We start from the raw sequence: 25188 nt of genomic DNA on the forward strand, positions 1-25188 counted from the left end.
CAGACAAAGCTTAGGCCAGAACGCTTTCGCTGTTATTCCGACGGCGACGCCGCGCATCGCCACGGCGACGGTCGTCCTGCGCTATGTCATTGTCGCCCTGATGGAAGTGCCGCGACGTCAGGCTTCCTAGCCTATCGAAAGGGCCCCTCCGGGGCCAGGCCATGCATCAAGGCGAGGGCAACCCCATGTATCGCATGCGGCGCTGGGTGGTCCGCCATGCCCGGGCCTTCGAGATCCTCTATGACGGCTTCGAGCCCGTCCTCAAGGCGCTCGCGCCGCTGGTGGCCCGTCTGGGCCACCAGCGGCTGGAGCGACCGGTCGCCGCGGTCGAGCGGGTCATCAAGGGGCTGTTGTTCGACTGTCAGATGTGCGGGCACTGCGTGCTCAGCGCCACCGGCATGGCTTGCCCGATGAACTGCCCCAAGCGGCTGCGCAACGGCCCCTGCGGCGGGGTGCGCCCCGACGGGGGCTGCGAGGTGAAGCCCGAGATGCGCTGCGTCTGGGTGGAGGCCTGGGAGGGCAGCCGGCGCATGCGCCACGGCGATCGTATCCAGGTGGTGCAGCTGCCGGTGGATGCCGCCGAGCAGGGGCGTTCCACCTGGCTCAAGGTGATGCGCGGCGAGCACGCCAGGGAGGTGTCGGGGATCCATGAAGTTCGATGACGAGCCGGTTCCCGGCTATTCGCTGCCGATCCTGCCGGGCCATGTCTCGCCCGGGCGCCTGGAGCGCGTGCTGCGCGCCGGGCGCTTCGCGCTGACTACCGAGATCGACCCGCCGGACTCCGCCGATCCGGCGGAGGTGCTGCGACGGGCGGCGATCTTCGACGGCTATGTGGATGCCATCAACGCCACCGATGGCTCCGGGGCCAACTGTCACATGTCCAGCGTCGGGGTCTGCTCGCTGCTGACCCGGGTGGGCTACGCCACCATCCTCCAGATGTCCTGTCGCGACCGCAACCGCATCGCCATGCAGGGCGAGATCCTGGGGGCCGCGGCCATGGGCGCCTGCAACCTGCTGTGCCTGACCGGGGACGGCGTCCAGGCCGGGGACCATCCCCAGGCCCGACCGGTCTTCGACCTGGACTCCATGTCGCTGCTGGAGGTCGCCCGACGCATGCGCGACGAGGGACGCTTCGAGAGTGGCCGGGCGATCACCGACCCGCCCCGGATCTTCCTCGGGGCGGCGGAGAACCCCTTCGTGCCTCCGCAGTCCTGGCGGGCACGTCGGCTGGCCAAGAAGGTGGCCGCCGGCGCTCGCTTCATCCAGACCCAGTACTGCTTCGATCCCCCACGGCTGCGCGATTTCATGGCCGAGATCGCGGACCTGGGCGTGCTCGAGGGGCCCGACCGCGCCTTCGTGCTGGTGGGCATGGGGCCGCTGGCCTCCGCCCGCAGCGCGCGCTGGATTCGTGAGCACGTCCCCGGGGTGCATATCCCCGATGCCGTGATCCGGCGGCTCGAGGGCGCCCGGGACCAGCGGGCGGAGGGCGAGCGGCTGTGCTGCGACATCCTCGCCGAGGTGCGCGAGATCGAGGGGGTGAGCGGTGCCCATATCATGGCCTACCGCCAGGAGCACACGGTGGCACGGATCATCGAGGAGACCGGGGTGCTCGAGGGACGCGTGCCCTGGTATCCGGGGCGGGACAACCCCGCCGAGCTCAACCCCGAGGCGCCGGAGGCGGACGTGGACGCGGTCGCCTCCGGCTAGTGGCGCTCAGCCGGCGAGGGCAACGTCGCGCAGTACCGGCGCCTGCCCGGGGGCGACCTCGATCTCCCAGCCCCGGTCCGGCTGCCAGTCGCCCAGCACGATGCGCCGCGCCGGGGTGCCGTCGAGCTCCAGTTGATGGACGGCGGGGCGATGGGTGTGGCCGTGGATCAGGGTGGTCACGCCGTGCTCGCGCAGGGCCTCGACGACCTCGTCCGGGGTGACGTCCATGATGTCCTCGGCCTTGTTGGAGTTGGCTTCGCCGGACTGGTCGCGCAGCTGTTTCGCCAGCGCCAGTCGCTCGGGGATCGGCATGGCGAGAATCTGCGCCTGCCACTGCGGGTCCCGGGCCCGGGACCGGAAGGCCATGTAGGCCTCGTCCCGGGTGCACAGGCTGTCGCCGTGCATCAGCAGCACCCGTTCGTCGCCGAGGGTGACGACGCTGGGGTCGGGCAGCAGCCGAGCCCCGGCCTCGTCGGCGAAGCGTTCCCCGAGCAGGAAGTCGCGATTGCCGTGCATCAGGTAGATGGCGGTGCCGTCGTCGGCGCGGGCCTTCAGGGCGCCGGCGATGCGCCGCGCCAGGGCGGCATTGCCGGTCGGGTCGGCCTCGCCGAGGTCCAGCAGGTCGTCACCGATCCAGGCCTCGAAGAAGTCGCCGAGGATGTACAGGGCCTCGGCGCCCCTGGCACGGCGGTCGAGCCAGGCCAGGAACCCTTCGGTGATGGCGGGGGCGCCGGGATGGAGGTGCAGGTCGGAAATCAGCAGGGTGGACATGGCGGCTCTTGCGGCGTCGGGTGCGTGAGAAGCGTGGGGCGATGAAGGCTCAGGCCTCGGCGTCGTCCTTCACGTAGGCGCGCTGGATGACGACGTCATCGGCGGGCACGTCGGCGTGCATGCCGCGGCGGGTCGTCGGCACGGCCTTGATGCGCTCGACCACGTCCATGCCGTCGACCACCTCGCCGAACACGCAGTAGCCCCAGCCCTGGATGTTCTTGCCGCGATGGTTGAGGAAGTCGTTGTCGGCGACGTTGATGAAGAACTGGGCGCTGGCGGAGTGCGGGTCCTGGGTGCGGGCCATGGCCAGGGTGCCGGTGGTGTTGGCCAGGCCGTTGTCGGCCTCGTTCTCGATGGGCTCGCGGGTCGGCTTCTGGTTGAAGTCGTGGTCGAAGCCGCCGCCCTGCACCATGAAGCCGTCGATCACGCGGTGGAAGAGGGTGTTGTCGTAGAAGCCATCGCGGACGTACTGCTCGAAGTTGGCTGCCGTCTTCGGCGCCTTCTCGTGGTTGAGCGCGATGGTGATATCGCCGAAGTTGGTCTGCAAGATGATCATCATGGTTTCCTTTCGTTTCCTGTCATTGTCGCCAGAGCCATCGCCGTGGGAAGGGGGCCGGCGCCCCTCGTCGAGTCCGGCGGTGACTGTCCTGGTCGTGAAGCGGGATGCCTTGGCGCCATATGGGCACGTGGCGCTATAATAGCCCTTTTGCGTCGATGCGCGAAGCCGGGCCCGGAGGCGCCGGCGTCGCGGCGACAGGCCCGCGTTCAACCAGAGGTTGCCCTATCAACATGACCAGCGAGACCACCAGCGCGCCGAACTTCATTCGCAACCAGATTCGCGAGGAGGTCGAGGCCGGCCGGCAGGGGAAGATCGTCACCCGCTTCCCGCCGGAGCCCAATGGCTTCCTGCACATCGGCCACGCCAAGTCGATCTGTCTGAATTTCGGGCTCGCCGAGCAGTTCGGTGGCGACTGTCATCTGCGCTTCGACGACACCAACCCGGCGAAGGAAGAGCAGGCCTATATCGACGCCATCAAGGAGGATGTCAGCTGGCTGGGCTTCGAGTGGGCGGGGCCGGTGCGCTTCGCCTCCGACTACTTCGACCAGCTGTACGCCTGGGCCCAGCACCTGGTGCGCGAGGGCAAGGCCTATGTCGACGACCTCTCGCCCGAGGAGATGCGCGAGTATCGCGGTACCCTGACCGAGGCGGGTCGGCCGAGCCCGTATCGCGAGCGCGGCGTGGAGGAGAACCTCGACCTGCTGGAGCGCATGCGCCTCGGCGAGTTCGCCGAGGGCGAGAAGGTGCTGCGGGCCAGGATCGACATGGCCGCCCCCAACATCAACCTGCGCGATCCCATCCTCTACCGCATCCGCCACGCCCATCACCACCAGAGCGGGGACAAGTGGAAGATCTATCCGTCCTATGACTTCACCCATGGCCAGTCGGATGCCATCGAGGGCGTGACCCACTCCATCTGCACCCTGGAGTTCGAGGATCACCGGCCGCTATACGAGTGGTTCCTGGACAACCTGCCGGTGCCGGCCCGCCCGCGCCAGATCGAGTTCGCCCGGCTCAACCTCAACTACACCCTGACCTCCAAGCGCAAGCTCAAGCTGCTGGTGGACGAGGGCATCGTCGACGGCTGGGACGACCCGCGCCTGCCGACCATCTCCGGGATGCGGCGCCGTGGCTATACGCCGGCCTCGATCCGCAAGTTCTGCGAGATGATCGGCGTCACCCGGGCCGACGGCGGCCTGGTGGACATCGCCATGCTGACCCACGCCCTGCGCTCCGACCTCGAGGACAACGCGCCGCGCGCCATGTGCGTGCTCAAGCCCCTCAAGGTGGTGCTGACCAACGTGGCCGAGGATCATGAGGAGGTCTACGAGGTGGCCGGCCACCCGGCCCGCGAGGACATGGGCACTCGCAGGATCCCCCTGACCCGGGAGCTCTACATCGACCAGGACGACTTCATGGAGGAGCCGCCGAAGAAGTTCTTCCGCCTGGCCCCGGGCAAGGAGGTGCGCCTGCGCAATGCCTACGTGATCCGCTGCGACGAGGTGGTCAAGGGCGCGAACGGCGAGATCGAGGAGCTGCGCTGCTCGGTGGACTTCGACACCCTGGGCAAGAACCCCGAGGGCCGCAAGGTCAAGGGGGTGATCCACTGGGTCAGCGCCCCCCATGGCGTGCCCGTGGAGGTGCGGCTCTACGACAACCTCTTCCAGGTCGAGCAGCCGGACAAGGACAGGGATGCCGACTTCCTCGAGCACCTCAATCCCGAGTCGCTGGTCACCGTGCAGGGGGTCGCCGAGCCGAGCCTGGCCGGCACGGCGCCGGAGAGCCGCTTCCAGTTCGAGCGGGTGGGCTACTTCTGCACCGACCGCCATGCCTCCGCGCCCGACAAGCTGGTATTCAACCGCACCGTGGGGCTCAAGGACACCTGGGCGAAGATCAAGAAGAAGGGCTGACATGCAGATCTACAACACGCTCACCCGGCGCAAGGAAACCTTCACGCCCATCGACCCGGGCAAGGTGCGCATGTACGTCTGCGGCATGACCGTCTACGACTACTGCCACCTGGGCCATGCCCGGGTGATGGTGGCCTTCGACGTCATCACCCGCTACCTGCGCGCGCGCGGCTATGACGTCACCTATGTGCGCAACATCACCGACATCGACGACAAGATCCTCAAGCGGGCCGACGAGAACGGCGAGACCATCGAGGCGCTCACCGACCGCATGATCGATGCCATGCACGAGGACGAGGGCCGTCTCGGGGTGCTGCGACCGGACAGCGAGCCCCGCGCCACCCGGCATCTCGACGAGATCGTCGCCATGATCCAGGCGCTGATCGACAAGGGCTACGCCTACGCCGCGGACAACGGCGACGTCTACTATCGGGTGCGCCGGTTCGAGGGCTACGGCAAGCTCAACAACCGCGACCCGGACGAGATGCGCGCCGGCGCCCGGGTGGATGTCGACGAGCACAAGGAGGACCCGCTGGACTTCGTGCTGTGGAAGGCGGCCAAGCCCGGCGAGGCCAATTGGCCGTCGCCCTGGGGGGCGGGACGCCCCGGCTGGCACATCGAGTGCTCGGCGATGTCCACCTGCTGCCTGGGCGAGACCTTCGACATCCACGGTGGCGGGCCGGACCTGACCTTCCCCCACCACGAGAACGAGATCGCCCAGAGCGAGGCCGCCACCGGCAAGCCCTACGTCAACACCTGGATGCACGCCGGCGCCGTGCGAGTGGACCAGGAGAAGATGTCCAAGTCGCTGGGCAACTTCTTCACCATCCGCGAGGTGCTGGCGCACCATGATCCGGAGGTGGTGCGCTACCTGCTGGTTGCGAGCCATTACCGCAGCCCGATCAACTATGCCCCCGAGTCGCTGGCCGATGCCCGCAAGTCCCTGGAGCGTTTCTACAACGCCCTGGCGGACGTGGAGGCGCAGGAGGGCGAGGTGGATGCGTCCTTCGACCGGCGCTTCGTCGCCGCCATGGACGATGACTTCAACACCGCCGAGGCGATGTCGGTGCTCTTCGACCTGGCCCGGGAGCTCAACCGGGCCAAGAAGGAGGCCCCGGCTCAGGCGCCGGCGCTGGCCGCCGAGCTCAGGCGGCTGGGCGAGGTGCTGGGTCTGCTGCAGCAGGCGCCGACGACCTTCCTCCAGGGGGGGGTGGCCGAGCTGCCGCTGCCCGAGGCCGAGATCGAGGCGCGGATCGCCGCCCGGGCCGAGGCCAAGAAGGCCCGCGACTTCGCCCGGGCCGACGGCATCCGGGACGAGCTGGCCGCGCTCGGCATCGTGCTCAAGGACGGCCGCGAAGGCACCTCCTGGGTGCTCGAGGCGTCGGAGGGGTGAGGCCCGCCCTACACGACGTGATCGGTACCCGTCCCCGGTTTCTCGCGCGACGTATGACGGGGGGCCGGGGCGTTCGGCCCTTCGTCGACGACGGCCATGGCCTCGTCCAGGCTCCTGGCCACCGCATTCCAGGGGAGCCGCGATCCGGCGAGATGGCAGTGGTAGAGCGCATCGTCATCGATTTCGACGCGATGGATGTCGTTGCCCCGATTGTCCCTCCACCAGTCGGCATGGACATGCCGCCAGCGAGGGGCGAGCGGCGTTCCGATGTTCATGAGGACGTTCCTCCGTTGACTACCCGTGCCGGGCGAGAGCTCAGTGGGCTTTCCAGATCTGCAGGTGGGGGCTTCCAGCCCGTGACAGAGCGAGTGGCAATCGCGTCTGCGCTTGGCGTTGGCCGGATCCGCAGGCCCCAGATCCTCGTGGGGACATGGGAGAGGCAGCCGACGTCCCCCCTGTGATGAGAGCGGGGGCGCGTCCGGGGGAGCTGCCCGGTGCGTGCGGTCCGGCGCATCGGGCGTTTCTCTCGGGGGTTATGGGTCAACAGCAATACCTGGTTCATATTGCTTTTCTCCGAACGGCTTGGCGGCCATGGGAGCGACTCTCGGTCGCCGGTCATCAGAGCGAGAGGGCAGGCACTCATCCAGTGCCGGGACGGCCCAACCCTCGGCCCCTTGTCCTCAAGAGTAGTATAAAAACGCTGTTTGTAAACAGCGTGCTGTAACTTTTGGTAACTTTTTTTAACGTCGTTTAACTTACTATAGCATTCTTTAACCTTGTCGTGCGCCTGCCGTCGGTGAGGGGCGCGACAGGATGGCGGCGGGAAGAGAGCCGGTGCCGTGCCGGGCGTGGTCCTTCACGGCGGGTCAAGGGGCCTCGGCCGCCGGGGGCAGGGGCATCTGGCGGGGCCAGTCGTCGTCGACCACGAAGATCCGGCACCACTCCGCCGGCGCTCCCTTCCCGGGCAGGCACAGGCCGAGCTGTACCGGCGCTCCGCCGCCGGCGAAGTGCAGCCGCAGGCAGTGCTCCAGCACCGGCAGCGAGGTCAGGTGCTCCGGGAGCGGCAGGGCGAGCCAGTGAGGCTTGCACAGCCAGGCCCCGCGAGTGCCCTCGGGGAGCGCGTCGTGGAGCCGCGACCAGTCCCGCCAGTACAGCCATTTCCCGCGATGGTGGTCGGGGGCGGCATCCCGGGGCGGGGGTAGCGAGGCATGGAAGGGGTAGAACAGCACCCCGGGCATCGCCAGGCGCTGCCGGAGGTGCGGGACCGGCCCGCCCAGCCGCTCGGCCAGCGCCTGGCGGGCCGTCGGGGAGTGGGCCAGCGGCAACTGGTGGCGCTCCAGATGGGCGCGCTTGATGGCCAGGCTGTCCAGGCCCCCGGGACCGATCCAGCGGGCCTGGTCGGCATCGTCGCCGGGCCCCTCGGGGAGGCCCAGGTAGTACTTGATGGCCACCTCCAGGTGCACCGGGGTGGGGTCCTGTGCCTCGGCATAGGCCAGGTCGAGCTCCCCCAGGGTGCGGCGCTCGCGGATCACCGGCAGGTTATGGGCCAACAGGCGGGTGGCCGGTGCCGTGTCGAGCAGGAATTGCCACAGCCGCTCATGATAATGGCCCATGCGGCCCTTCAGGGTGTCGCCGATGAAGTGTTCGAACTCTTCGGGCCGGGCCTCCAGATGACCCAGGTAGTCGGCCAGGGCATCGTCGCCGCCCAGGCCCAGCTGGGCCGGCTCGGGACGGCCGGGCCGGTTCAGGGTGAGCAGGTCCGGAGCCTGCAGCAGCCAGGCCAGGTCGCGTACCAGCGGGTGTTGCCAGCGGTCGATGATGTCGTGAAGCCCGTCGGGCGGCATGCGCTCTGGTTCCCGGCGTTGAGATGTCGTTCTGACAGCCAAGCTGTACAGGCCTTACACTCAGGATACCTTCAATAAGGAAGTGGGTGGTAACCATGAAGCCAGTACTGACGCGTCTCGCCGCCGTCGCGGCCGGCACCCTGATGACCCTTGCCGCGGCCCAGGCCCAGGACCCGGTGGTGGTCGCCTCCAAGATCGACACCGAGGGCTCGGTACTGGGGCAGCTGATCCTGCAGCGCCTGGAGGCCGGCGGCATCGAGGTCGAGAACCGCCTGCAGCTCGGCGGTACCAGCATCGTGCGCGGGGCCCTCACCGCCGGCGAGATCGACCTCTACCCCGAGTACACCGGCAACGGCGCCTTCTTCTTCGACATGGCCGACAGCCCGGTATGGAAGGACGCCGAGCAGGCCTACGAGACCGTCAAGCAGAAGGATCGGGAGCAGAATGGCCTGGTCTGGCTGGCCCCGGCGGATGCCAACAACACCTGGGCGATCAGCGTCCGCGGCGAGCTGGCCCGGGAGCACGGCCTGGAGAGCCTCGAGGACCTCGCCACCTACCTGGACGGCGGGGGCGAGTTCAAGCTGGCCGCCAGTGCCGAGTTCGTGGAGTCGCCCCAGGCCCTGCCGGCCTTCCAGGAGGCGTACGGCTTCGCGCTCTCCGAGCCACAGCTGCTGGTGCTCTCCGGCGGCAACACCGCCGCCACCATGCGTGCCGCCGCCCAGCAGACCAGCGGCGTCAATGCCGCCATGACCTACGGCACCGACGGCGGCCTCAAGGCCCTGGACCTGGTGGTGATGGACGACAGCCTGGGCGTGCAGCCGGTCTACCAGCCGGCCCCGGTGGTCAGGCAGGCCGTGCTCGAGGCCCATCCCGAGATCGAGTCCCTGCTGGCCCCGGTCTTCGCGGCGCTGGATCGCGACACCCTGCAGCGCCTCAACGGCGACGTCGCCGTCAACGGACGCGATCCGGCCCGGGTCGCCGCGGACTTCCTGGCCACCCTGGACGAGTGAGGCCCGGGGTGCGCCGGGACAGGACCCGCCCCAACATCGTCCTCGCCAGCCTGTTGCTGGCCACCCTGGTCGCCTGGGTCGGCCTGGATGCCGTGAGCGTCGCGCCCAACCGCATCGTGCCCGGCAGCGGGGTCGCCGCCTGGGAGGTCGCCGGTCTCGCCGGCCTGGCGGTGAGTCTGCTGCCCCTGCTGGCCGGGCTCTGGCTGGCCGGGCGACCCACACCGGGCAGGCTGCGGCTGGCGCTGGGGCTGGTGGTGGTCATGCTGGCCGCCTTGCCCGCCTGGCTGGCGCTGGCCGCGGCCAACCGGGTCGACCCCGAGCTGCCTCAGGCCCGCATGGGCATCGGCGCCGGGGTCTGGGTCGCGCTCTTCCTGCTGCTGCTGGCGGTGATCGAGTTGCGCAGCCGGCTGGCCCTGTCGCGGGCGCTGGGCTGGGCACTGCTGCTGGCGCCGCTGGCGAGCCTGGCGACCTGCCTGGCCCTGTGGCTCGAGCCCCTGGCCCTGCGCCAGGAGTACCGGGGGCGCAGCGAGCAGTTCCTCGGCGCCATCGGCGAGCACCTGCTGCTGGTCGGCGTGGCCGTGACGGTGAGCCTGGTGCTGGGCGTGGGGCTGGCCCTGGCCATGCGTCACTGGCCCGGCGTCCAGAAGGTCGGCTTCGGGGTGCTCAACTTCCTGCAGACGATTCCCAGCCTGGCGCTGTTCGGCCTGCTGCTGGCGCCGCTCGCCTGGCTGGCCGCCAACGTCGAGTGGCTGGCGGCCCTCGGCGTCAGCGGCATCGGCTGGGCGCCGGCGTTGCTGGCGCTGGTGGGCTACAGCCTGCTGCCGATGGTGCGCAACACCTTCGTCGCCCTGGACGAGGTCGATCCCGGGGTGATCGAAGCGGCTCGCGGCATGGGCATGAGCCGTGGCCAGGTGTTCCGCCAGGTGCGCCTGCCGCTGGCGCTGCCGGTGATCCTCGAGGGCATCCGCATCACCTCGGTGCAGGCCATCGGGCTGACCGCGGTGGCCGCGCTGATCGGTGCCGGCGGCCTCGGTACCTTCATCTTCCAGGGCCTGGGCCAGGCGGCGATGGACCTGGTGCTGCTCGGCGCCTTGCCGATCCTGGTGATGGCCCTGCTCGCCGATGCCCTGCTCGGCGCCCTGACCGACCTGCTGCGCCCGGGAGGGGCGAGATGATCGAGTTGATCCACGTGACCAAGCGCTTCGGGGCCGAGACCGCGGTGGAGGACATCTCGTTGTCCGTGGCCAGGGGCGAGTTCTGCGTGCTGGTGGGCACCTCCGGCTGCGGCAAGTCGACGACGCTGCGCATGATCAATCGCCTGATCGAGCACAGCGAGGGCGAGATCCATATCGATGGCCAGCAGATCCGCGCCTTCCGCGAGGAGACCCTGCGCCGACGCATGGGCTATGCGATCCAGAGTACCGGCCTGTTCCCGCACTGGACGGTGGAGCGCAACATCGGCCTGGTGCCGCGGCTGCTCAAGTGGCCGACGGGGCGGGTCCGCGAGCGGGTGGAGGAGCTGATGGCCCTGCTGGGCCTCGCCGTGGACGAGTTCGCCGGCAAGTACCCCAGCCAGCTCTCCGGCGGCCAGGCCCAGCGGGTCGGGGTGGCCCGGGCGCTGGCCGCGGATCCCGATATCCTGCTGATGGACGAGCCCTTCGGCGCCCTGGACCCGATCACCCGCGAGACCCTGCAGGAGGAACTGCGGGCCCTGCAGGCCCGGCTGCAGAAGACCATCGTCTTCGTCACCCACGACATGGCCGAGGCCCTGCACCTGGCCGACCGCCTGGTGGTCATGCACCAGGGGCGCATCCGCCAGCAGGGCCGCCCGCTGGCGCTGCTCCGCGAGCCCACCGACGACTTCGTGGCCTCGCTGCTCGGCGGCGAGGACCGCGGCCTCAAGGAGGCGGCCCTGCTGCCGGTGAGCGAGCGAATGCTGCCGCTGGACCCCCGGGGGCTGGCCCGGGAGCGGGTGGGCCAGCACGCCAGCCTGCGCGAGGCCCTGTCGATCATGCTGTGGCGGCATGCCGAGCGCCTGACCGTGGTTGACGACGACGACAACCCCATCGGCGAGCTGTCGCTGCGGCGGCTGGTGGGAGCCCGGGGCCATGAGTAGGGGGCCGGCGAGGCTCTCTGCGGTGCGGGCGGGGCGCCGCTGGCTGGCGCCCGCCCTCTGGCTGCTGCTGTTGCTGGGCGCCTGCCTGGGCATGGCGCGGTTCGAGGGCCTGTTCCGCCTGGTCGAGCCCGACAGCCGGGCGGTCATCTACGCCCGAGCCGACTTCCTCGTCCTGCTCGGGCGCCACCTGCAGGTGGTGGGCGTGGCGGCACTGCTGGCGATCCTGCTGGGCGTCGGGGCCGCGGTGGCCGTGACCCGGCGCGGCGGGCGCGACTTCCTGCCGCTGGTGGCCCAGCTGGCCTCGATGGGCCAGACCTTCCCGCCGGTGGCGGTGCTGGCGCTCGCCGTGCCGGTGCTGGGCTTCGGCACCCTGCCGATCATCGTGGCGCTGGTGCTCTACGGCCTGCTGCCCATCGTGCGCAATACCCTGGCCGGGATCGAGGGCATCGACCCGGGCGTGCGCGAGGCGGCCAGGGGCATGGGCATGACCGGCGGACAGCTGCTGCGCCAGGTCGAGCTGCCCCTGGCGGCGCCGGTGATCCTCGCCGGCATCCGCACCTCGGTGACCATCAACATCGCCACCGCGGCCATCGGTGCCACGGTGGGCGCCAGCAACCTCGGCGACCCGATCATCTCGGGCATCGTCAACGGCAATACCGCCTATGTCCTCCAGGGCGCGGTGCTGATCGGCCTGCTGGCGCTCACCGTCGACAGCCTCTTCGCCCGCCTGCAGCCCGCCGCCCCGCGCTGACCCGGTGGTGTTATACCGTTATCTTCCGGGATTCCGGGCAAGCGCGGGGAGGCACTGTCGTGGGTCGTCTACGCCGAAGGCGCATCCGACATGGCGGAGGCACGATAGTCTGGTTCGTTCGTCGGGTGCGCTCGCGGGCTCGCTGAGCCGACCGACCGACGCCTCGCCATGGGGGCGAAACCGACCAAATCGGGACTATCCAATAATCGCAGTTTACGTTAACGTCAATATCGCTGCGTTGATCGGCGCCGGGGCAATCCCCTGGCGATCCGAAAGAATAGAGACAACACTGCCCTCAAAAGGGGTAAGGATCATGACGATGACCACAACGCGAGATATCCACGTGCCGGAATTCCTGGCCGGGGACGAGTTCAGCATTCCCACCTATCGGGTCCTCACCCAGGAGGGCACCCTCTACGAGGGCGCCGAGGCCCCGGACCTCGACCGCGAGCTGGCCCGGCGCATCTATCAGGCGATGATCACCACCCGGGTGCTCGACGAGCGCATGATGGCCGCGCAGCGCCAGGGGCGTCTCTCCTTCTACATGCAGTGCACCGGCGAGGAGGCCGCCGTGATCGGCGCCACCGCGGCGCTCGACGACGCCGACATGATCATGGCCCAGTACCGCGAGCAGGGCGCCCTGGTCTACCGCGGCTTCAGCATCGACGAGTTCATGAACCAGCTGTTCGGCAACGAGCTGGACTACGGCAAGGGCCGGCAGATGCCGATCCACTATGGCTCGCGCAAACTGCACTACATGACCATCTCCTCGCCGCTGGCCACCCAGATCCCCCAGGCCACGGGCTATGCCTATGGCCAGAAGCTGGCCGGCGACGGCCACTGCACCGTCACCTTCTTCGGCGAGGGGGCCGCCTCCGAGGGCGACTTCCATGCCGCGCTGAACATGGCGGCGGTGCACGAGGTGCCGGTGATCTTCTTCTGTCGCAACAACGGCTACGCCATCTCCACGCCCGCCATCGAGCAGTTCGCCGCCGACGGGGTGGCGCCGCGGGCCTTCGGCTATCGCATGCACGTGATCCGCGTCGACGGCAACGACATCCTGGCGGTCTACCGGGCCACCCAAGAGGCCCGGCGAATCGCCGTGGAGCACAACAAGCCGGTGCTGATCGAGGCGATGACCTATCGTCTGGCCGCCCACTCGTCCTCGGACGACCCCTCCGGCTATCGCTCCCGCAAGGAGGAGGAGGCCTGGCGCGAGAAGGACCCCATCCTGCGCATGCGGCGCTGGATGGACGACCAGGGCTGGTGGGACGACGAGGAGGAGAAGGCCCTCCAGGAGAGCCTGCGTCGCGAGGTCCTGGAGACCATGAAGCGCGCCGAGAAGCGCCCGCCGCCGCCCCTGGACAGCCTGGTCACGGACGTCTATGCCGATGTCACGCCGGCCCTGCAGCACCAGCTCGACGCCCTCAAGGCGCATATCCGCCGCTACCCCGATGCCTATCCGCGGGGCGCCCGGTCCCTGGATCCCGGACTGAGCCAGGGCGACGATGCGGCCTCCGACAAGGGAGGGGCCTGAGATGCCGACCATGAACATGCTGCAGGCCATCAACAACGCCCTGGACATCGCCATGGCCGAGGACGAGAAGGTGCTGTGCTTCGGCGAGGACGTGGGCGGCTTCGGGGGCGTCTTCCGCGCCACCAGCCACCTGCAGGAGAAGTACGGGCGGGCGCGCTGCTTCAACACGCCGCTGGTGGAGCAGGGCATCGTCGGCTTCGCCAACGGCCTGGCCGCCCAGGGCTCGGTGCCCGTGGCCGAGATCCAGTTCGCCGACTACATCTTTCCGGCCTTCGACCAGATCGTCAACGAGACCGCCAAGTTCCGCTACCGCTCGGGCGACCTCTTCAACGTCGGCGGGCTGACCATCCGGGCGCCCTACGGCGGCGGGATCTCCGGCGGTCACTATCACTCCCAGTCTCCGGAGGCCTATTTCGCCCATACCCCCGGCCTCAAGGTCGTGGTGCCGCGCAATCCCTACGAGGCCAAGGGCCTGCTGCTGGCCGCCATCCGCGACCCGGACCCGGTGCTGTTCTTCGAGCCCAAGCGCCTCTACCGGGCCTCCACCGGCGAGGTGCCCGAGGAGGACTACCAACTGCCCATCGGCGAGGCCGAGGTCACCAAGGAAGGCAGCGACGTCACCCTGGTGGGCTGGGGCGCCCAGATGGAGGTCATCGAGCGCGCCGTGGAGCTGGCCGAGAAGGAGGGCATCTCCTGCGAGGTGATCGACCTGCGCAGCATCCTGCCCTGGGACGAGGACAGCGTGGCCGAGTCGGTGCTCAAGACCGGCCGCCTGGTGGTCACCCACGAGGCGCCGCGCACCGGCGGCTTCGCCGGCGAGATCGCCGCCGCCATCCAGGATCGCTGCTTCCTGTACCTGGAATCGCCCATCATGCGCGTGACCGGCCTGGATACCCCCTTCCCGCTGACGCTGGAGAAGGAGTACCTGCCGGACCACCTCAAGATCTTCGAGGCCATTCGCGCCAGCGTGAATTACTAAGCCGATTTAGAGGATGCTGACAAAAGTCACGAGCGATGGTCAGGCAAGGCGAAATCAGCCAAAAAAGCGCAGTTTACGAGTCGGTAAATGAGCATTTTGCGGCTGGTTTCAACGCAGCATGGCCGAGCGCAGTCAATTGTCAGCATTCTCTCAGGACAGGAGAGATCACATGACCGAGTTCAAGCTGCCCGATATCGGTGAAGGTATCGTGGAGTGCGAAGTCGTGGAATGGCGCGTCAGCGAGGGCGATGCCATCGAGGAGGACCAGCCGGTGGTCGAGGTAATGACCGACAAGGCACTGGTCGAGATCACCGCCCCCGAGGCGGGCCGGGTCACCAGGCTGCACGTGGGCAAGGGCGAGATCGCCAAGGTCCATGCCCCGCTGTTCGCCTACGAGGCCGAGGGCCAGGCGGCGACTGCCGCGTCCGCTGGCGACGCCACCGAGGCTATGCCGAGCGAGCCGCCGGAGGCGAAGGCGGAAGCCGAGCCCCAGGCCGCGCCGGCGAGCGGCAGCCAGCCGCCTGCCCAGTCAGGCCAGGCCAAGGACTTTATCCTGCCGGATATCGGCGAGGGCATCGTCGAGTGCGAGGTGGTCGAGTGGCGCGTGGCCGAGGGCGAGGCGATCGCCGAGGACCAGCCGGTGGTCGACGTGATGACCGACAAGGCCATGGTCGAAATCACCGCCCCCGAGGCGGGTCGGGTGAGCCGGCTGCACGTCGCCAGGGGCGAGATCGCCAGGGTCCATGCGCCGCTGTTCGCCTATGTGCCCGAGGGTGGCCACGAGACGGGCGAGGCCGCCGCTTCCGCCGAGGCGAGCCCGGCGCCGGTGCGCCAGGAGCCCGCCGCGCCGAGCGCCCCTCCCGCGAGCCGTGGCGGCCGCGGTGCCCATGGACGCATCCCGGCGAGCCCGGCGGTGCGCCGCCTGGTCCGCGAGCACGACCTGCGCCTGGAGGACATCCCCGGCTCCGGCAAGGACGGCCGGGTGCTCAAGGGGGACGTGATGGCGGTGGTCGAGGGCGGCGGGGGGCGTCCCGCCGAGGCGCCCCAGCCGACCCCGGAGGCGGCGCCGGCTTCCCGCCGGGCCCCGGAGGAGGGCGAGATCCGCGTCGAGCCGCTGCGCGGCGTGCGCGCGGCCATGGCCAAGCGCATGGTGGCATCGGCCACGACCATCCCGCACTTCCAGTACGGCGAGGAGATCGACGCCACCGCGCTGCTGGCGCTGCGCGAGCGGCTCAAGCCCGAGGCCGAGGCGCGCGATGCCCGGCTCACCCTGATGCCCTTCTTCATGAAGGCCATGGCGCTGGCGATCCAGGACTTCCCGATCCTCAACAGCCGCCTCAACGAGGCCGCCGACGAGATCCACTACCTGCCGTCCTGCAACATCGGCATGGCGGTGGACGGCAAGGCGGGGCTGATCGTGCCCAACGTCAAGGGCGTGGAGACGCTGAGCGTGCTGGACGTGGCCCGGGAGATCCAGCGTCTCACCGGCGAGGCCCGCGAGGGCCGGGTGGCCCAGGCCGACCTCCAGGGCGGCACCATCAGCATCTCCAACATCGGTGCCCTGGGCGGCACCTATGCCGCGCCCATCATCAACGCCCCGGAGGTGGCGATCGTGGCCATCGGCAAGACCCAGTGGCTGCCGCGCTTCGACGCGGCGGGCGAGGTGACCCGCCGGGCGATCATGACCGTGACCTGGGCCGGCGACCATCGGTTGATCGATGGCGGCACCATCGCGCGGTTCTGCAATGCCTGGAAGGGCTACCTCGAGGCGCCGGAAACCATGCTGCTGGCGCTGCGCTAGGCGCGCCGGGCCGGCCGCCGGGGACGATGGCGCCTCCGGCGGCCGGCCTCCCACTCACCATCCGGGGACGCCCATGACCCAGGCCCCGCTGCAGCAGTTCTATATCCCGGAAGACCAGTCGGTCTACCTGCTCAGTCACCACGACGCCCGCAAGCTCAAGGAATGGGTGGCGCTGTGCCGGGCCCAGCTCGAGCAGCTGGGCTATCGCAACATCGAGCTGATCGGCAAGGGGGCCTACGGCTTCGTCTTCGCCGGCCTCACCGCCACGGGCGAGGAGTACGTCTTCAAGTTCACCCGGGTCAACCTGCCCCAGCACCTGCAGGACCGCCTCGAGGAGGAGGCCTTCATGCTGGAGCAGGTCGCCCACCGCCGGGTGCCGCGGCTGATCGTCTTCCAGCGGGTGCGCAACCAGTCGATCCTGGTGATGCAGCGCGCGCCCGGGGTCAACCTCGAGGAGGTCTCGCTGCGCGAGGGGCGGCTGTCGCCGCGGCTGGTCGTGCGCATCGCCGAGCAGCTCGCCGATATCCTGCGCGCCCTGCGACGCGAGTCCGGCCCCTCCGGCAAGCCGATCGTCCACGGCGATATCAAGCCCTCCAACCTGGTCTACGATGACCGCCACGAGACCATCGCCCTGATCGACTGGGGCTCCTCGGTCTTCGCCCAGCTCGACGCCAACCAGCAGTTCGTGGCCGCCAACGTCATGGAGCTGATGTCGGACAACCTGCAGCAGACCAATGCCCGCCTCGGCGATGTCTACTTCATCGGCGAGGAACAGCTCAACGGCGCGTTGTCCTCGCCGCGCTTCGACGAGCAGGGGGCCGCCGGGACCCTCTATGCCCTGGCCTCGGCCCAGTCGTGCCGCTTCGGCCACCGCGCCATGCCGGCGACCTCGCTCGGCCTGCCCATGGAGTTCGCCCGCATGCTCGATGGCATGCTCGACCCCGACCCCCGGGTGCGCCTCAAGGCCGGGGATCATTTCATCCGCGAGATGCCGCGCCTGGGCCGGCTGGTGATGCTCGACCTGCCGGCGCCCCCGGAGGCGCCGCTGGTGCCGGTCTGGAGCCGGCCGCCGGACCGCGAGATCGATACCGTGGTCTACAGCTCGCGGAAATCCTTCCTGCGCGAGGAGGGCGTGCGCGAGACCCTGAACGACGTCAACGACGTCCAGCTGGATCGCTACTACAAGAACTTCATGCAGGGCATGGGCGAGACCGAGAAGGCCTTCCTGGCCGCGGTGAGCCGGCTCGGCAAGTACCCGGTGGTGGGCGGGCTGGCGGTGCGCTGGGAGGTCGATGGCGTCTACATCGACACTTCCCTGAACCTCCACGACCCGGCGCTCAGGCCGGCCTTCATCGCCGCGGTCAACAACATGGTGACCCTGGCCCGGGCCATCCATCGACGCGGCATCTTCAAGAGCTGCCTGTTCAATGCCCGGGACACCCTGCACCTGGAGCGAGAGGGGCCCGACCGGCCCTTCGTGGTCTCGCCGGACCTGCGCCTGGCCTACGAGGTCAGCGCCGTGCCCGAGCTGGAGGATCGCTCGCGGCTGCACAGCTACTTCGAGGACGGGCCCGACCCGGAGGAGTTCCTGGTGCTGCCGGAGACGATCATCATCTCTCTCGAGGCCCTCAACGAGATCCACCACACCGGCATGATCATCTTCGAGGCGCTGCCCGAGCACCTCAAGATCCACAGCCAATACCGGTTGCTCGACCCGTCCCGGGAGGACGAGTTCCGCCGGCGGCTGGACGACATCCTCGGCGCCGTGGGGCAGATCGAGGGACTCGGGGTCTCGGGCTTCATGAAGATGCCCTACAAGGACACCCGCTTCTTCGCCCACGTGGCCCGCCAGCCGGAACGCTTCTACCCCCGCGACCCTCGCTCCGCCTTGGCCGTCGCCCGGCGCGAGGCCGAGGCGGGGCGGCAGGGCTGAGCCGCGTCATCAGCGGTTCCCCATGGCGGTGGGCAGGTAGGTGACGATCTCCGGGAAGAGGCCGATCAGCACCACGCCGAGCATCATCAGGAAGAAGAACGGCAGGGCCGCCCAGGCGATGGTCAGGATGTTGCGGCCGGTCATGCCCTGGAGCACGAAGAGGTTGAAGCCGATCGGCGGGGTGATCTGCGACATCTCGACCACGATCACCAGGTAGATGCCGAACCAGATCAGGTCGATGCCCGCCGCCTCGACCATGGGCAGCAGGATGGAGGTGGTCAGCACCACCACCGAGATGCCGTCCAGGAAGCAGCCCAGCAGGATGAACAGCAGCGTGAGGGCCGCCAGCAGCATCACCGGCGACAGCCCGAGGGTGCCGATCCAGGCGGCCAGGTCACTGGGCAGCCCGGTGAAGCCCATGGCGGCGGTCAGGAAGGAGGCGCCGGCGAGGATGAAGGCGATCATGCAGGAGGTGCGCACGGCACCGAGCAGCGCATCGCGGAACACCAGCCGGTCCATGCTGCCCTGGACCCGGGCGAGCAGCAGCGAGAGCACCACGCCCACCGCGGCGGCCTCGGTGGGCGAGGCCAGACCGGCATAGATCGAGCCGATCACGCCGATGATCAGGCCCAGCAAGGGAATCAGTCGCCGCGAGCGGCGCAGGCGCTCCCCCCAGCCGACCCGGGCATCGGCGGCGGGCACCTTGTCGGGATAGCGCCAGGCCCAGAGCATCAGGTAGCCGGCGAACAGGCCGATCAGCAGCAGGCCGGGGAAGATGCCGGCGATGAACAGTCGGGCGATGGACTGGTCGGTGGCCACGCCGTAGACGATCAGGATGATCGAGGGCGGAATCAGCAGGCCCAGAGTCGCCGAGCCGGCCAGGGTGCCGATCACCAGCTGCTCGTCGTAGCCACGGCGGGTCAGCTCGGGAATGGTCATCCGGCCCATGGTGGCGCAGGTGGCGGCCGAGGAGCCGGAGACGGCGGCGAACAGCCCGCAGCCGACCACGTTGGTATGCAGCAGGCGGCCGGGAATGCGCTGCATCCAGGGCGAGAGGCCGGTGAACATGTCGTCGGCCAGCCGCGAGCGGAACAGGATCTCGCCCATCCAGATGAACATCGGCAGGGCGGTGAGCTCCCAGCTGTAGCTGGCGCCCCAGATGTCGGAGGCCATGACGTCCCCGGTGGGAATGGTGGTGAACTGACTCAGCGCGACCCAGCCCAGGCCCAGCAGCGAGAAGGCCACCCAGACGCCGCTGCCGAGCAGCACCAGCAGGGTGACGAAGAGCGTGGTGGTCAGTATCAGCATGGCGGTCTCGTCACTCCTGGCCGTGGTCGTCGATGGTGAAGTCCCCGGGCCGGCGCAGCGCGGTGACAAGGGTCTGCCACCAGGCCTCGCCCAGCGCCAGGCAGAACAGCACGATGCCGGCCAGCATGGCCGACTGCGGCAGCCACAGGGGGATGCTGAGCAGGCCGTAGGAGGTCTCGCCGAAGGCGATGCTGTCGGCTAGCAGGCGGTAGAGGTAGAAGGCCAGGTAGAGGCACAGGACCAGGGCCAGGCTCAGGCAGGCCACCTCGACGAAGACCCGGTATCTGGCCGGCAGCCGGCCGATCACCAGGGTCACGCGGATGTGCGCCCCGTGGATGAAGGTGTAGGCCAGGCCCAGGAAGGTCGCGCCCACCAGCAGGAAGCCGGAGATCTCGGCGAGCCCAGGAATGGCCAGGCCGATGCGGCCCACGCCGGTGGCGGTGGTCAGCAGGTCGATGAGGCGACCGACGATCTGGGCGGTGATCAGGGTGCAGATCAGCACCAGGCAGGTGGCGGAGAGATAGCCGCCGAGGTTGTAGAGGGGCCTGAGTCGATAGGACATGTGGGGTACCCGAAGCTGCCGGGACGAGGCCCGGCGGGATGGTGATGGCAAGGAGCGTCGGCGACCGGCGGCACTGCCCGCCGGTCGCGTCCGGTCACTGCTTGGCGGCCCGGTAGGCCTCGAGGATGGCGGCGCCCTGCTCGCCGGCGCGCTCGACCCACTCGTCGGTCATGGTGGCGCCGATCTCCTCCAGTCTGGCGGCGAGCTCCGGCGTCGGCGTGGTCACCGTGATGCCGTTCTCCTCGAGCACCGCCAGGGCCTCGTCGGTCTCCTGACGGCTCATCTCCCAGCCGCGCTCCTCGGCGGCGGTGGCGGCCTCCAGCACCGCCTGTCGGGTCGCCTCGTCGAGCCGCGAGAAGGCCCGCTCGCTGACGATGACCATGTTCTTGGGCAGCCACAGCTGGGCATGGTTGAAGTGGCTCAGGTAGTCCCACGCCTTGGTGTCGGCGCCGGTGGCCGGCGAGGTGATCATGGCGTCCACGCGACCGGTGCTGAAGGCGGTGGGGATGTCCGGCACCTCGACCTGGGTCGGCACGGCGCCGGCCAGCTGGGCCAGCCGCTCGCTGGCGGCGTTGTAGGCGCGCATGCTGAGGTTCTGCAGGTCCTCCGGCGCATCGACGGGCTGGTTGGTGTAGATGCCCTGGGGCGGCCAGGGCACGGCGAACAGCAGGCGCAGCTGCTGCTCGGCGAGTTCCTCGGCGATGATCTCCCGGGAGGCGTCCCACAGGGTGCGGGCATCCGCGTAGCTGGCCGCCAGGTAGGGGACCGAGTCCACCTCGAAGATGGGGTTCTCGTTGGCCAGCCGGGACATGATCAGCTCGCCGATGGGCACGATGCCGCGGCGCACCGAGTTCTTGATCTCGGCATGGCCGATCAGCGAGCCGTTGGAATGCACCGTGATGTCCAGCTCGCCATCGGTGGCCTCGCGGACGTCGTCGGCGAACTCGCGGATGTTGACGGTGTGAAAGGTGCGGTCGCCGTAGGGGGTGGGCATGTCCCATTCGGTGGCCGCCTGGGCGCCGGTGCCCAGGGTGGCTAGGCTGACACCGAGGGCCACGGCCGCGGCCAGGTGGGGCAGGGCGTTGCGGACGGTCATGAGCGGTTCCTCTCGTGGGTCGGTCTATAGTGGTGGCGGTCCGCCCGGCGGCGGTGGCGCGGACGGTGTCGCGTTGGCTTGAGCATAGGGGGGATCGGCGGGAAGGTCAGGCAGCCCTGGGATGGGGCATCAACGTCGTTGGGGTTAACACCGTGATGTCATGCATGGAAAACGCTGATAATTTATCGACAAAATGAAACTGAATGAGAGGTGGCGATGAAGACCCTGCTCCTCAATGCCGACATGGGCGAAAGCTTCGGGCCCTGGGTGATGGGGCTGGACCATGAGGTCATGCCCCACGTCGACCTGGCCAACGTGGCCTGCGGCTTTCATGCCTCCGACCCCGACGTGATTCGCAAGACCGTGCGCCTGGCACGCCAGCATCGCGTGACGGTGGGCGCCCACCCGGCCTATCCGGACATGGTGGGGTTCGGGCGTCGCTCGCTGGCCTGCAGTCCCGAGGAGATCGAGAACCTGGTGCTCTACCAGGTCGGGGCCCTGGCGGGCCTGTGCCGGGCGGAGGGCGTCTCCATTGGCTATATCAAGCCCCACGGGGCGCTCTACAACGACATGATGCGCGACCCCGAGATCCTCGCCGCCGTGATGCGGGCGCTGGTGGCCTATGACGCCGACCTGCCGCTGATGGTCATGGCCACGCGGGATCCCTCCGCCGCGCGGACGCTGGCCGACGAGCAGGGCGTGACCCTGTGGTTCGAGGCCTTCGCGGACCGCGCCTACGATGGCGAGGGGCGGCTGGTCTCGCGGCGCGAGCCGGGCGCCGTGCATCACGACACCGAGGTCATCGTCGACCAGGCCCGGCGCATCGCCCGGGGGGAGCCGCTGATCGCCAGCGACGGCAGCGAGCTGGTGCTGGCGGCCGACACCCTCTGCGTGCATGGTGACAACGCCGAGTCGATCGCCGCCATCAAGGCCATCCGCGCGGCCTTGCGCGATGCGGGGAGGGCCGGATGACGGCCAGGCGATTGCCACGGCTCGAGTCCGCCGGCCTCGACGGCTGGTTGGTGCGCCTGTTCGCCGAGATCGACGAGGCCAACATGCCTTGGCTCACCGCCCTGGTGCGGGACTGCGAGGCGGCTTTCGGCGAGGCGCTCGTCGACCTGGTGCCGTCCTATACCACCCTGCTGGTGGTCTTCGACCCGCTGTCGCTCTCGCCCGGCGAGGCGCGCCGGCGGCTGGCGGACGTGGTGGCGTCCCTGCGTCCCGACGAGGCGGCCGAGGGGGCGCCGCTGCGGGAGCTGCCCACCTGGTACGACCCCTCGGTGGGGCCGGAACTCGCCCGACTCGCCGAGCGCAGCGGGCTGAGCGTGGAGCAGGTCGTCGAGTGCCACAGTGCTGTCACCTACCGGGTCTTCGCGCTGGGCTTCGCCCCGGGCTTCGCCTTCATGGGCCGTGTGGAGGAGCGCCTGGCGTGCCCCAGGCTCGAGACGCCCCGCAAGCGCGTGCCCGCCGGCAGCGTGGGGATCGCCGGGCGCCAGACGGCGGCCTATCCGCTGGTCTCCCCAGGCGGCTGGAACCTGATCGGGCGCACCGCCGCGGTGCTCTTCGACCGGGACCGCGAGGGCTTCAGCCTGTTGCAGGTGGGCGACCGGGTGCGCTTCGTGCCCGTGACGCGGGAGGCGTTCACCCGCCTGGGCGGCGATGATACGGCCATGGAGGACAGGCGATGACGGCTACGGTGCCGGGATGGCGCGTGCGCCGGGCAGGTCCGCTGGCGCTGCTGCAGGATGCCGGACGCTTCGGCGTGCGACGGCTGGGCGTGACTCAGGGCGGCCCCGCGGACCTGCATGGCTGGGCCTGGGCCAATCGCCTGGTGGACAACGGCTGGGGCACGACGGCGCTGGAGGTCACCGTCGGCGGCCTGGCGCTCGAGGCGGAGCGCGACCTGACGCTGGCGGTCTGCGGGGGCGATCTGGGGGCGACCCTGGACGAGGCGCCGCTGCCGCTGTGGCGTGGGCTGCGGGTGCGGGCGGGGCAGGTGGTGGCCTTCCGCCAGCCGGTCGCCGGCCTGCGGGCCTACCTGGCGGTGGCCGGCGGCTTTCGTGCCGACCCGGTGCTCGGCAGCACGGCCTGTGTGGTTCGCGAGGGGCTGGGCGGCCACGACGGCCACGGGCGGCCGCTGGCGGCGGGCGATCGTCTGGCGGTCGGCGCCGCGGCGCCGGGCGTCCGCGGCGAGGAGGCGCCGGCCGAGGTCCGGCCCGACTACGCCGCGGTGCCGCGCCTGGCCTTGCTGCCGGGGGCCCAGATCGGCGAGTTCGACGGGGCAAGCCTCTACCGCGCCTTCAACACCGCCTGGCGGGTCGACGACCGGGCCGATCGCATGGGGGTGCGTTTGACCGGTCCCCGGCTGCATTGCCGGGTAGAGACGCTGATCTCCGAGGGGCTCGGGCTGGGCGCGGTCCAGGTGCCCCCCGATGGCCAGCCCATCGCCCTGCTCAATGATCGTCAGACCATCGGCGGCTACCCGCGGCTGGGGGCGCTGACGCCGCTGGCCTGCGCCCGGCTGGCGCAATGCCAGCCGGGCCAGGAGGTCCGGCTGGCGGCCGTCGCCGCCGAGCGGGCGCTGGCCGAGCATCGCCGCTTTCGCGCCCGCTTCGGCTGAAGCGGGTGTGACGCTCGGCCCCGTAGGTCGGGTAAGCGAGCCTGCGAGCGCACCCGACAGACCGGACCGGCAGCGTCTCCGCCACGCCGGATGCGCCTTCGGCTTATCCGGCCTACGGCACTCGCGCGACGCGGGGTAGGTCAGGCGCCCAGGCCGCTCTCGCGGAGCAGCTGGTCGATGCTGCGCTCGGCGCGGCGCAGGCCGGCGCCCTCGATCATCAGCTCGGTCTCGAGCGCGGTGAGCCCCTCGGCCACCAGGCGCTCGATCAGCTCGCCTTTGGACAGCCCGCAGCCCTCGGCGAGGCGCTCGAGGCGGATTTCCTGGTCGCGGGTCAGGCGCAGCAGGTGGGGCATGGGCATGGCGGTCTCTCCTCTGGGGAATATCCTGAGTCTCGCACCTCGCCATGACAGCCCCATGACGCCGAGCGACGTTGGCGTGCTCGCGCGAGACGCGGCGATACAGCGGCTACGCCAGTCCTCGCTGCTGCATGATGTCGAGGATGATCGGCACCGGGGTCATCAGGTGTTCCCGCATCATCGGCCGCGCCCGGCTGGCGTCGCGGGCCAGGGTGACCTCGACCAGGGCGGCGTGCTCCTGGCGCTTGCGTTCGAGGGCCGCCTCGGAGAACACGGTGGCCTGCAGCCAGAGATGGCGGTAGCGCTCGACCTGGTCGAACAGGCTCTCGCGCAGCTGCATCAGGTGCGGCGAGTTGCAGCCGGCGGCGATGGCGGTATGGAACGCCTTGTGGCGGGCATCCCAGACATCGAGCATGTCGTCCGGGCTCCTCACCTCCATGACCTTGGCCAGCGTATGGGCCTTGGCCAGGATATCCGCCTCCCAGCTGTCGTCGCCGCGCTCGATGGCCAGTTCCAGCACCAGTCCCTCGAGTTGTGCCCGGGCGTCGTAGAGATCGGCGAGCTCCTCCCGGGACATGGGCGCGACCCGGTAGCCCCGCTGGCTGATGGCCACCACCAGCCGTTCGGCGACCAGCTGGGAGAGCGCCTCGCGCAGCGGCCCGACGCCCAGGTCGTAGCGCTCCTTCAGCCGGCTCATCAGCAGCTTCTCGCCCGGCGGGAAGACGCCGCGGATGATGTCGTGCTTGAGCCAGGTGTAGGCGCTGATGCCGAGGTTCTGTTTCGGGGTGCTGTCCATGGTACTGCCGTTCCCTGAAGTAGACGCCCATGATACCCGATCATCGCCAGGCCCGATAATCGTCGCCACTTCCTGAGGATACACGGCATCTCGGAAGATGATGGACATTGTCCGGGACATGGCCGGCAGGGCGAAGGCC

24 protein-coding genes are annotated in these 25188 nt (G+C 69.6%); 15 read left to right on the forward strand and 9 right to left on the reverse strand.

Going from position 1 to position 25188, the window contains the following annotated elements; genetic code table 11:
* Positions 1-161: 161 nt before the first annotated feature.
* Complete coding sequence (locus tag FHR97_RS03180) at positions 162-662, forward strand: methylenetetrahydrofolate reductase C-terminal domain-containing protein (RefSeq protein ID WP_246403697.1); 501 nt, start codon at positions 162-164, stop codon at positions 660-662.
* Positions 649-1707 carry a methylenetetrahydrofolate reductase gene (locus FHR97_RS03185; protein WP_183382286.1) on the forward strand — a complete coding sequence of 353 codons (1059 nt, stop codon included), beginning with the start codon at positions 649-651 and terminating at the stop codon, positions 1705-1707. Before FHR97_RS03180 ends, FHR97_RS03185 begins: the two co-directional genes overlap by 14 nt.
* Before the next feature lie 6 nt (positions 1708-1713).
* On the opposite strand, the gene FHR97_RS03190 is transcribed toward FHR97_RS03185, so the two are convergent.
* Entirely contained in the window at positions 1714-2478 is a 765-nt protein-coding gene (locus FHR97_RS03190) for a UDP-2,3-diacylglucosamine diphosphatase (RefSeq protein ID WP_183382287.1), read from the reverse strand.
* 49 nt (positions 2479-2527) lie between these two features.
* Positions 2528-3034 carry a peptidylprolyl isomerase gene (locus FHR97_RS03195; protein ID WP_183382499.1) on the reverse strand — a complete coding sequence of 169 codons (507 nt, stop codon included), beginning with the start codon at positions 3032-3034 and terminating at the stop codon, positions 2528-2530.
* A 233-nt stretch (positions 3035-3267) separates the two neighbouring features.
* Here FHR97_RS03195 and FHR97_RS03200 point away from each other — a divergent pair, with 233 nt between their 5' ends.
* Both FHR97_RS03200 and cysS read left to right on the forward strand, forming a co-directional pair.
* On the forward strand, positions 3268-4947 hold the full coding sequence (locus FHR97_RS03200; RefSeq protein ID WP_183382288.1) for a glutamine--tRNA ligase/YqeY domain fusion protein: 1680 nt from the start codon (positions 3268-3270) through the stop codon (positions 4945-4947).
* Position 4948: 1 nt separating this feature from the next.
* Complete coding sequence (gene cysS / locus FHR97_RS03205) at positions 4949-6340, forward strand: cysteine--tRNA ligase (protein ID WP_183382289.1); 1392 nt, start codon at positions 4949-4951, stop codon at positions 6338-6340.
* An 8-nt stretch (positions 6341-6348) separates the two neighbouring features.
* Here the strand turns inward: cysS and FHR97_RS03210 are convergent, their stop codons facing one another.
* Both FHR97_RS03210 and FHR97_RS03215 read right to left on the reverse strand, forming a co-directional pair.
* The gene (locus FHR97_RS03210; protein WP_183382290.1) at positions 6349-6615 is read right to left on the reverse strand and encodes a hypothetical protein; all 267 of its coding nucleotides are present in this window, start codon (positions 6613-6615) and stop codon (positions 6349-6351) included.
* A gap of 591 nt (positions 6616-7206) precedes the next feature.
* On the reverse strand, positions 7207-8184 hold the full coding sequence (locus FHR97_RS03215; protein WP_183382291.1) for a DUF1853 family protein: 978 nt from the start codon (positions 8182-8184) through the stop codon (positions 7207-7209).
* A gap of 95 nt (positions 8185-8279) precedes the next feature.
* Here FHR97_RS03215 and osmF point away from each other — a divergent pair, with 95 nt between their 5' ends.
* The 8 genes from osmF to FHR97_RS03255 all read left to right on the forward strand — a co-directional run bounded on the left by osmF (position 8280) and on the right by FHR97_RS03255 (position 18311).
* Positions 8280-9194 carry a glycine betaine ABC transporter substrate-binding protein OsmF gene (osmF, locus tag FHR97_RS03220; protein ID WP_183382292.1) on the forward strand — a complete coding sequence of 305 codons (915 nt, stop codon included), beginning with the start codon at positions 8280-8282 and terminating at the stop codon, positions 9192-9194.
* 8 nt (positions 9195-9202) lie between these two features.
* A complete protein-coding gene (locus FHR97_RS03225) occupies positions 9203-10369 on the forward strand; it encodes an ABC transporter permease subunit (RefSeq protein ID WP_183382293.1) in 1167 nt (388 codons plus the stop codon).
* The gene (locus FHR97_RS03230; protein WP_183382294.1) at positions 10366-11310 is read left to right on the forward strand and encodes an ABC transporter ATP-binding protein; all 945 of its coding nucleotides are present in this window, start codon (positions 10366-10368) and stop codon (positions 11308-11310) included. The genes FHR97_RS03225 and FHR97_RS03230 overlap by 4 nt, the downstream gene beginning before the upstream one ends.
* Positions 11303-12061: an ABC transporter permease gene (locus FHR97_RS03235; RefSeq protein ID WP_246403700.1), complete on the forward strand. Its 759-nt coding sequence runs from the start codon at positions 11303-11305 to the stop codon at positions 12059-12061. Before FHR97_RS03230 ends, FHR97_RS03235 begins: the two co-directional genes overlap by 8 nt.
* A gap of 313 nt (positions 12062-12374) precedes the next feature.
* Complete coding sequence (locus tag FHR97_RS03240) at positions 12375-13598, forward strand: thiamine pyrophosphate-dependent dehydrogenase E1 component subunit alpha (RefSeq protein ID WP_183382295.1); 1224 nt, start codon at positions 12375-12377, stop codon at positions 13596-13598.
* A 1-nt stretch (position 13599) separates the two neighbouring features.
* Positions 13600-14577 carry an alpha-ketoacid dehydrogenase subunit beta gene (locus tag FHR97_RS03245; RefSeq protein ID WP_183382296.1) on the forward strand — a complete coding sequence of 326 codons (978 nt, stop codon included), beginning with the start codon at positions 13600-13602 and terminating at the stop codon, positions 14575-14577.
* Between the two features lie 169 nt (positions 14578-14746).
* Positions 14747-16378, forward strand: coding sequence for a dihydrolipoyllysine-residue acetyltransferase (locus FHR97_RS03250; RefSeq protein ID WP_183382297.1), 1632 nt, complete (start codon positions 14747-14749; stop codon positions 16376-16378).
* A gap of 73 nt (positions 16379-16451) precedes the next feature.
* Entirely contained in the window at positions 16452-18311 is a 1860-nt protein-coding gene (locus tag FHR97_RS03255; RefSeq protein ID WP_183382298.1) for a protein kinase domain-containing protein, read from the forward strand.
* 9 nt (positions 18312-18320) lie between these two features.
* On the opposite strand, the gene FHR97_RS03260 is transcribed toward FHR97_RS03255, so the two are convergent.
* The 3 genes from FHR97_RS03260 to FHR97_RS03270 all read right to left on the reverse strand — a co-directional run bounded on the left by FHR97_RS03260 (position 18321) and on the right by FHR97_RS03270 (position 21277).
* Entirely contained in the window at positions 18321-19619 is a 1299-nt protein-coding gene (locus FHR97_RS03260) for a TRAP transporter large permease (RefSeq protein WP_183382299.1), read from the reverse strand.
* A 10-nt stretch (positions 19620-19629) separates the two neighbouring features.
* Positions 19630-20181 carry a TRAP transporter small permease gene (locus tag FHR97_RS03265; protein WP_183382300.1) on the reverse strand — a complete coding sequence of 184 codons (552 nt, stop codon included), beginning with the start codon at positions 20179-20181 and terminating at the stop codon, positions 19630-19632.
* Positions 20182-20275: 94 nt separating this feature from the next.
* Positions 20276-21277: a TRAP transporter substrate-binding protein gene (locus FHR97_RS03270; RefSeq protein WP_183382301.1), complete on the reverse strand. Its 1002-nt coding sequence runs from the start codon at positions 21275-21277 to the stop codon at positions 20276-20278.
* Between the two features lie 216 nt (positions 21278-21493).
* Between FHR97_RS03270 and FHR97_RS03275 the strand changes: the two genes are divergently transcribed.
* Genes FHR97_RS03275 through FHR97_RS03285 form a run of 3 tightly spaced genes read left to right on the forward strand, consistent with a single transcriptional unit; the run spans position 21494 to position 23897 of the window.
* A complete protein-coding gene (locus tag FHR97_RS03275) occupies positions 21494-22249 on the forward strand; it encodes a 5-oxoprolinase subunit PxpA (RefSeq protein WP_183382302.1) in 756 nt (251 codons plus the stop codon).
* Entirely contained in the window at positions 22246-22965 is a 720-nt protein-coding gene (gene pxpB / locus FHR97_RS03280) for a 5-oxoprolinase subunit PxpB (RefSeq protein WP_183382303.1), read from the forward strand. The genes FHR97_RS03275 and pxpB overlap by 4 nt, the downstream gene beginning before the upstream one ends.
* Positions 22962-23897 (forward strand): 5-oxoprolinase subunit C family protein, encoded by a 936-nt coding sequence (locus FHR97_RS03285; protein ID WP_183382304.1) that lies wholly within the window; start codon positions 22962-22964, stop codon positions 23895-23897. Before pxpB ends, FHR97_RS03285 begins: the two co-directional genes overlap by 4 nt.
* Positions 23898-24037: 140 nt before the next feature.
* Here FHR97_RS03285 and FHR97_RS03290 read toward each other — a convergent pair whose 3' ends face one another.
* Complete coding sequence (locus FHR97_RS03290; RefSeq protein WP_183382305.1) at positions 24038-24256, reverse strand: ribbon-helix-helix protein, CopG family; 219 nt, start codon at positions 24254-24256, stop codon at positions 24038-24040.
* Positions 24257-24362: 106 nt separating this feature from the next.
* Positions 24363-25049, reverse strand: a complete 687-nt coding sequence (csiR, locus tag FHR97_RS03295) for a DNA-binding transcriptional regulator CsiR (protein ID WP_183382306.1) — start codon at positions 25047-25049, stop codon at positions 24363-24365.
* Positions 25050-25188 lie beyond the last annotated feature (139 nt).

Origin of the sequence: Halomonas stenophila, assembly GCF_014192275.1 — a bacterium.
GTDB lineage: Bacteria > Pseudomonadota > Gammaproteobacteria > Pseudomonadales > Halomonadaceae > Halomonas > Halomonas stenophila.

Bases quoted from the DNA above. Each gene is read 5' to 3' on its own strand.
- pxpB (WP_183382303.1), top strand. From the start codon at position 22,246: ATGACGGCCAGGCGATTGCCACGGCTCGAGTCCGCCGGCCTCGACGGC.
- FHR97_RS03185 (WP_183382286.1), top strand. From the start codon at position 649: ATGAAGTTCGATGACGAGCCGGTTCCCGGCTATTCGCTGCCGATCCTG.
- cysS (WP_183382289.1), top strand. From the start codon at position 4,949: ATGCAGATCTACAACACGCTCACCCGGCGCAAGGAAACCTTCACGCCC.
- FHR97_RS03275 (WP_183382302.1), top strand. From the start codon at position 21,494: ATGAAGACCCTGCTCCTCAATGCCGACATGGGCGAAAGCTTCGGGCCC.
- FHR97_RS03270 (WP_183382301.1), bottom strand. From the start codon at position 21,277: ATGACCGTCCGCAACGCCCTGCCCCACCTGGCCGCGGCCGTGGCCCTC.
- osmF (WP_183382292.1), top strand. From the start codon at position 8,280: ATGAAGCCAGTACTGACGCGTCTCGCCGCCGTCGCGGCCGGCACCCTG.
- FHR97_RS03260 (WP_183382299.1), bottom strand. From the start codon at position 19,619: ATGCTGATACTGACCACCACGCTCTTCGTCACCCTGCTGGTGCTGCTC.
- FHR97_RS03255 (WP_183382298.1), top strand. From the start codon at position 16,452: ATGACCCAGGCCCCGCTGCAGCAGTTCTATATCCCGGAAGACCAGTCG.
- FHR97_RS03290 (WP_183382305.1), bottom strand. From the start codon at position 24,256: ATGCCCATGCCCCACCTGCTGCGCCTGACCCGCGACCAGGAAATCCGC.
- FHR97_RS03190 (WP_183382287.1), bottom strand. From the start codon at position 2,478: ATGTCCACCCTGCTGATTTCCGACCTGCACCTCCATCCCGGCGCCCCC.
- FHR97_RS03200 (WP_183382288.1), top strand. From the start codon at position 3,268: ATGACCAGCGAGACCACCAGCGCGCCGAACTTCATTCGCAACCAGATT.
- FHR97_RS03250 (WP_183382297.1), top strand. From the start codon at position 14,747: ATGACCGAGTTCAAGCTGCCCGATATCGGTGAAGGTATCGTGGAGTGC.
- FHR97_RS03265 (WP_183382300.1), bottom strand. From the start codon at position 20,181: ATGTCCTATCGACTCAGGCCCCTCTACAACCTCGGCGGCTATCTCTCC.
- FHR97_RS03230 (WP_183382294.1), top strand. From the start codon at position 10,366: ATGATCGAGTTGATCCACGTGACCAAGCGCTTCGGGGCCGAGACCGCG.
- FHR97_RS03285 (WP_183382304.1), top strand. From the start codon at position 22,962: ATGACGGCTACGGTGCCGGGATGGCGCGTGCGCCGGGCAGGTCCGCTG.
- csiR (WP_183382306.1), bottom strand. From the start codon at position 25,049: ATGGACAGCACCCCGAAACAGAACCTCGGCATCAGCGCCTACACCTGG.
- FHR97_RS03240 (WP_183382295.1), top strand. From the start codon at position 12,375: ATGACGATGACCACAACGCGAGATATCCACGTGCCGGAATTCCTGGCC.
- FHR97_RS03180 (WP_246403697.1), top strand. From the start codon at position 162: ATGCATCAAGGCGAGGGCAACCCCATGTATCGCATGCGGCGCTGGGTG.
- FHR97_RS03215 (WP_183382291.1), bottom strand. From the start codon at position 8,184: ATGCCGCCCGACGGGCTTCACGACATCATCGACCGCTGGCAACACCCG.
- FHR97_RS03245 (WP_183382296.1), top strand. From the start codon at position 13,600: ATGCCGACCATGAACATGCTGCAGGCCATCAACAACGCCCTGGACATC.
- FHR97_RS03195 (WP_183382499.1), bottom strand. From the start codon at position 3,034: ATGATCATCTTGCAGACCAACTTCGGCGATATCACCATCGCGCTCAAC.
- FHR97_RS03235 (WP_246403700.1), top strand. From the start codon at position 11,303: ATGAGTAGGGGGCCGGCGAGGCTCTCTGCGGTGCGGGCGGGGCGCCGC.
- FHR97_RS03210 (WP_183382290.1), bottom strand. From the start codon at position 6,615: ATGAACATCGGAACGCCGCTCGCCCCTCGCTGGCGGCATGTCCATGCC.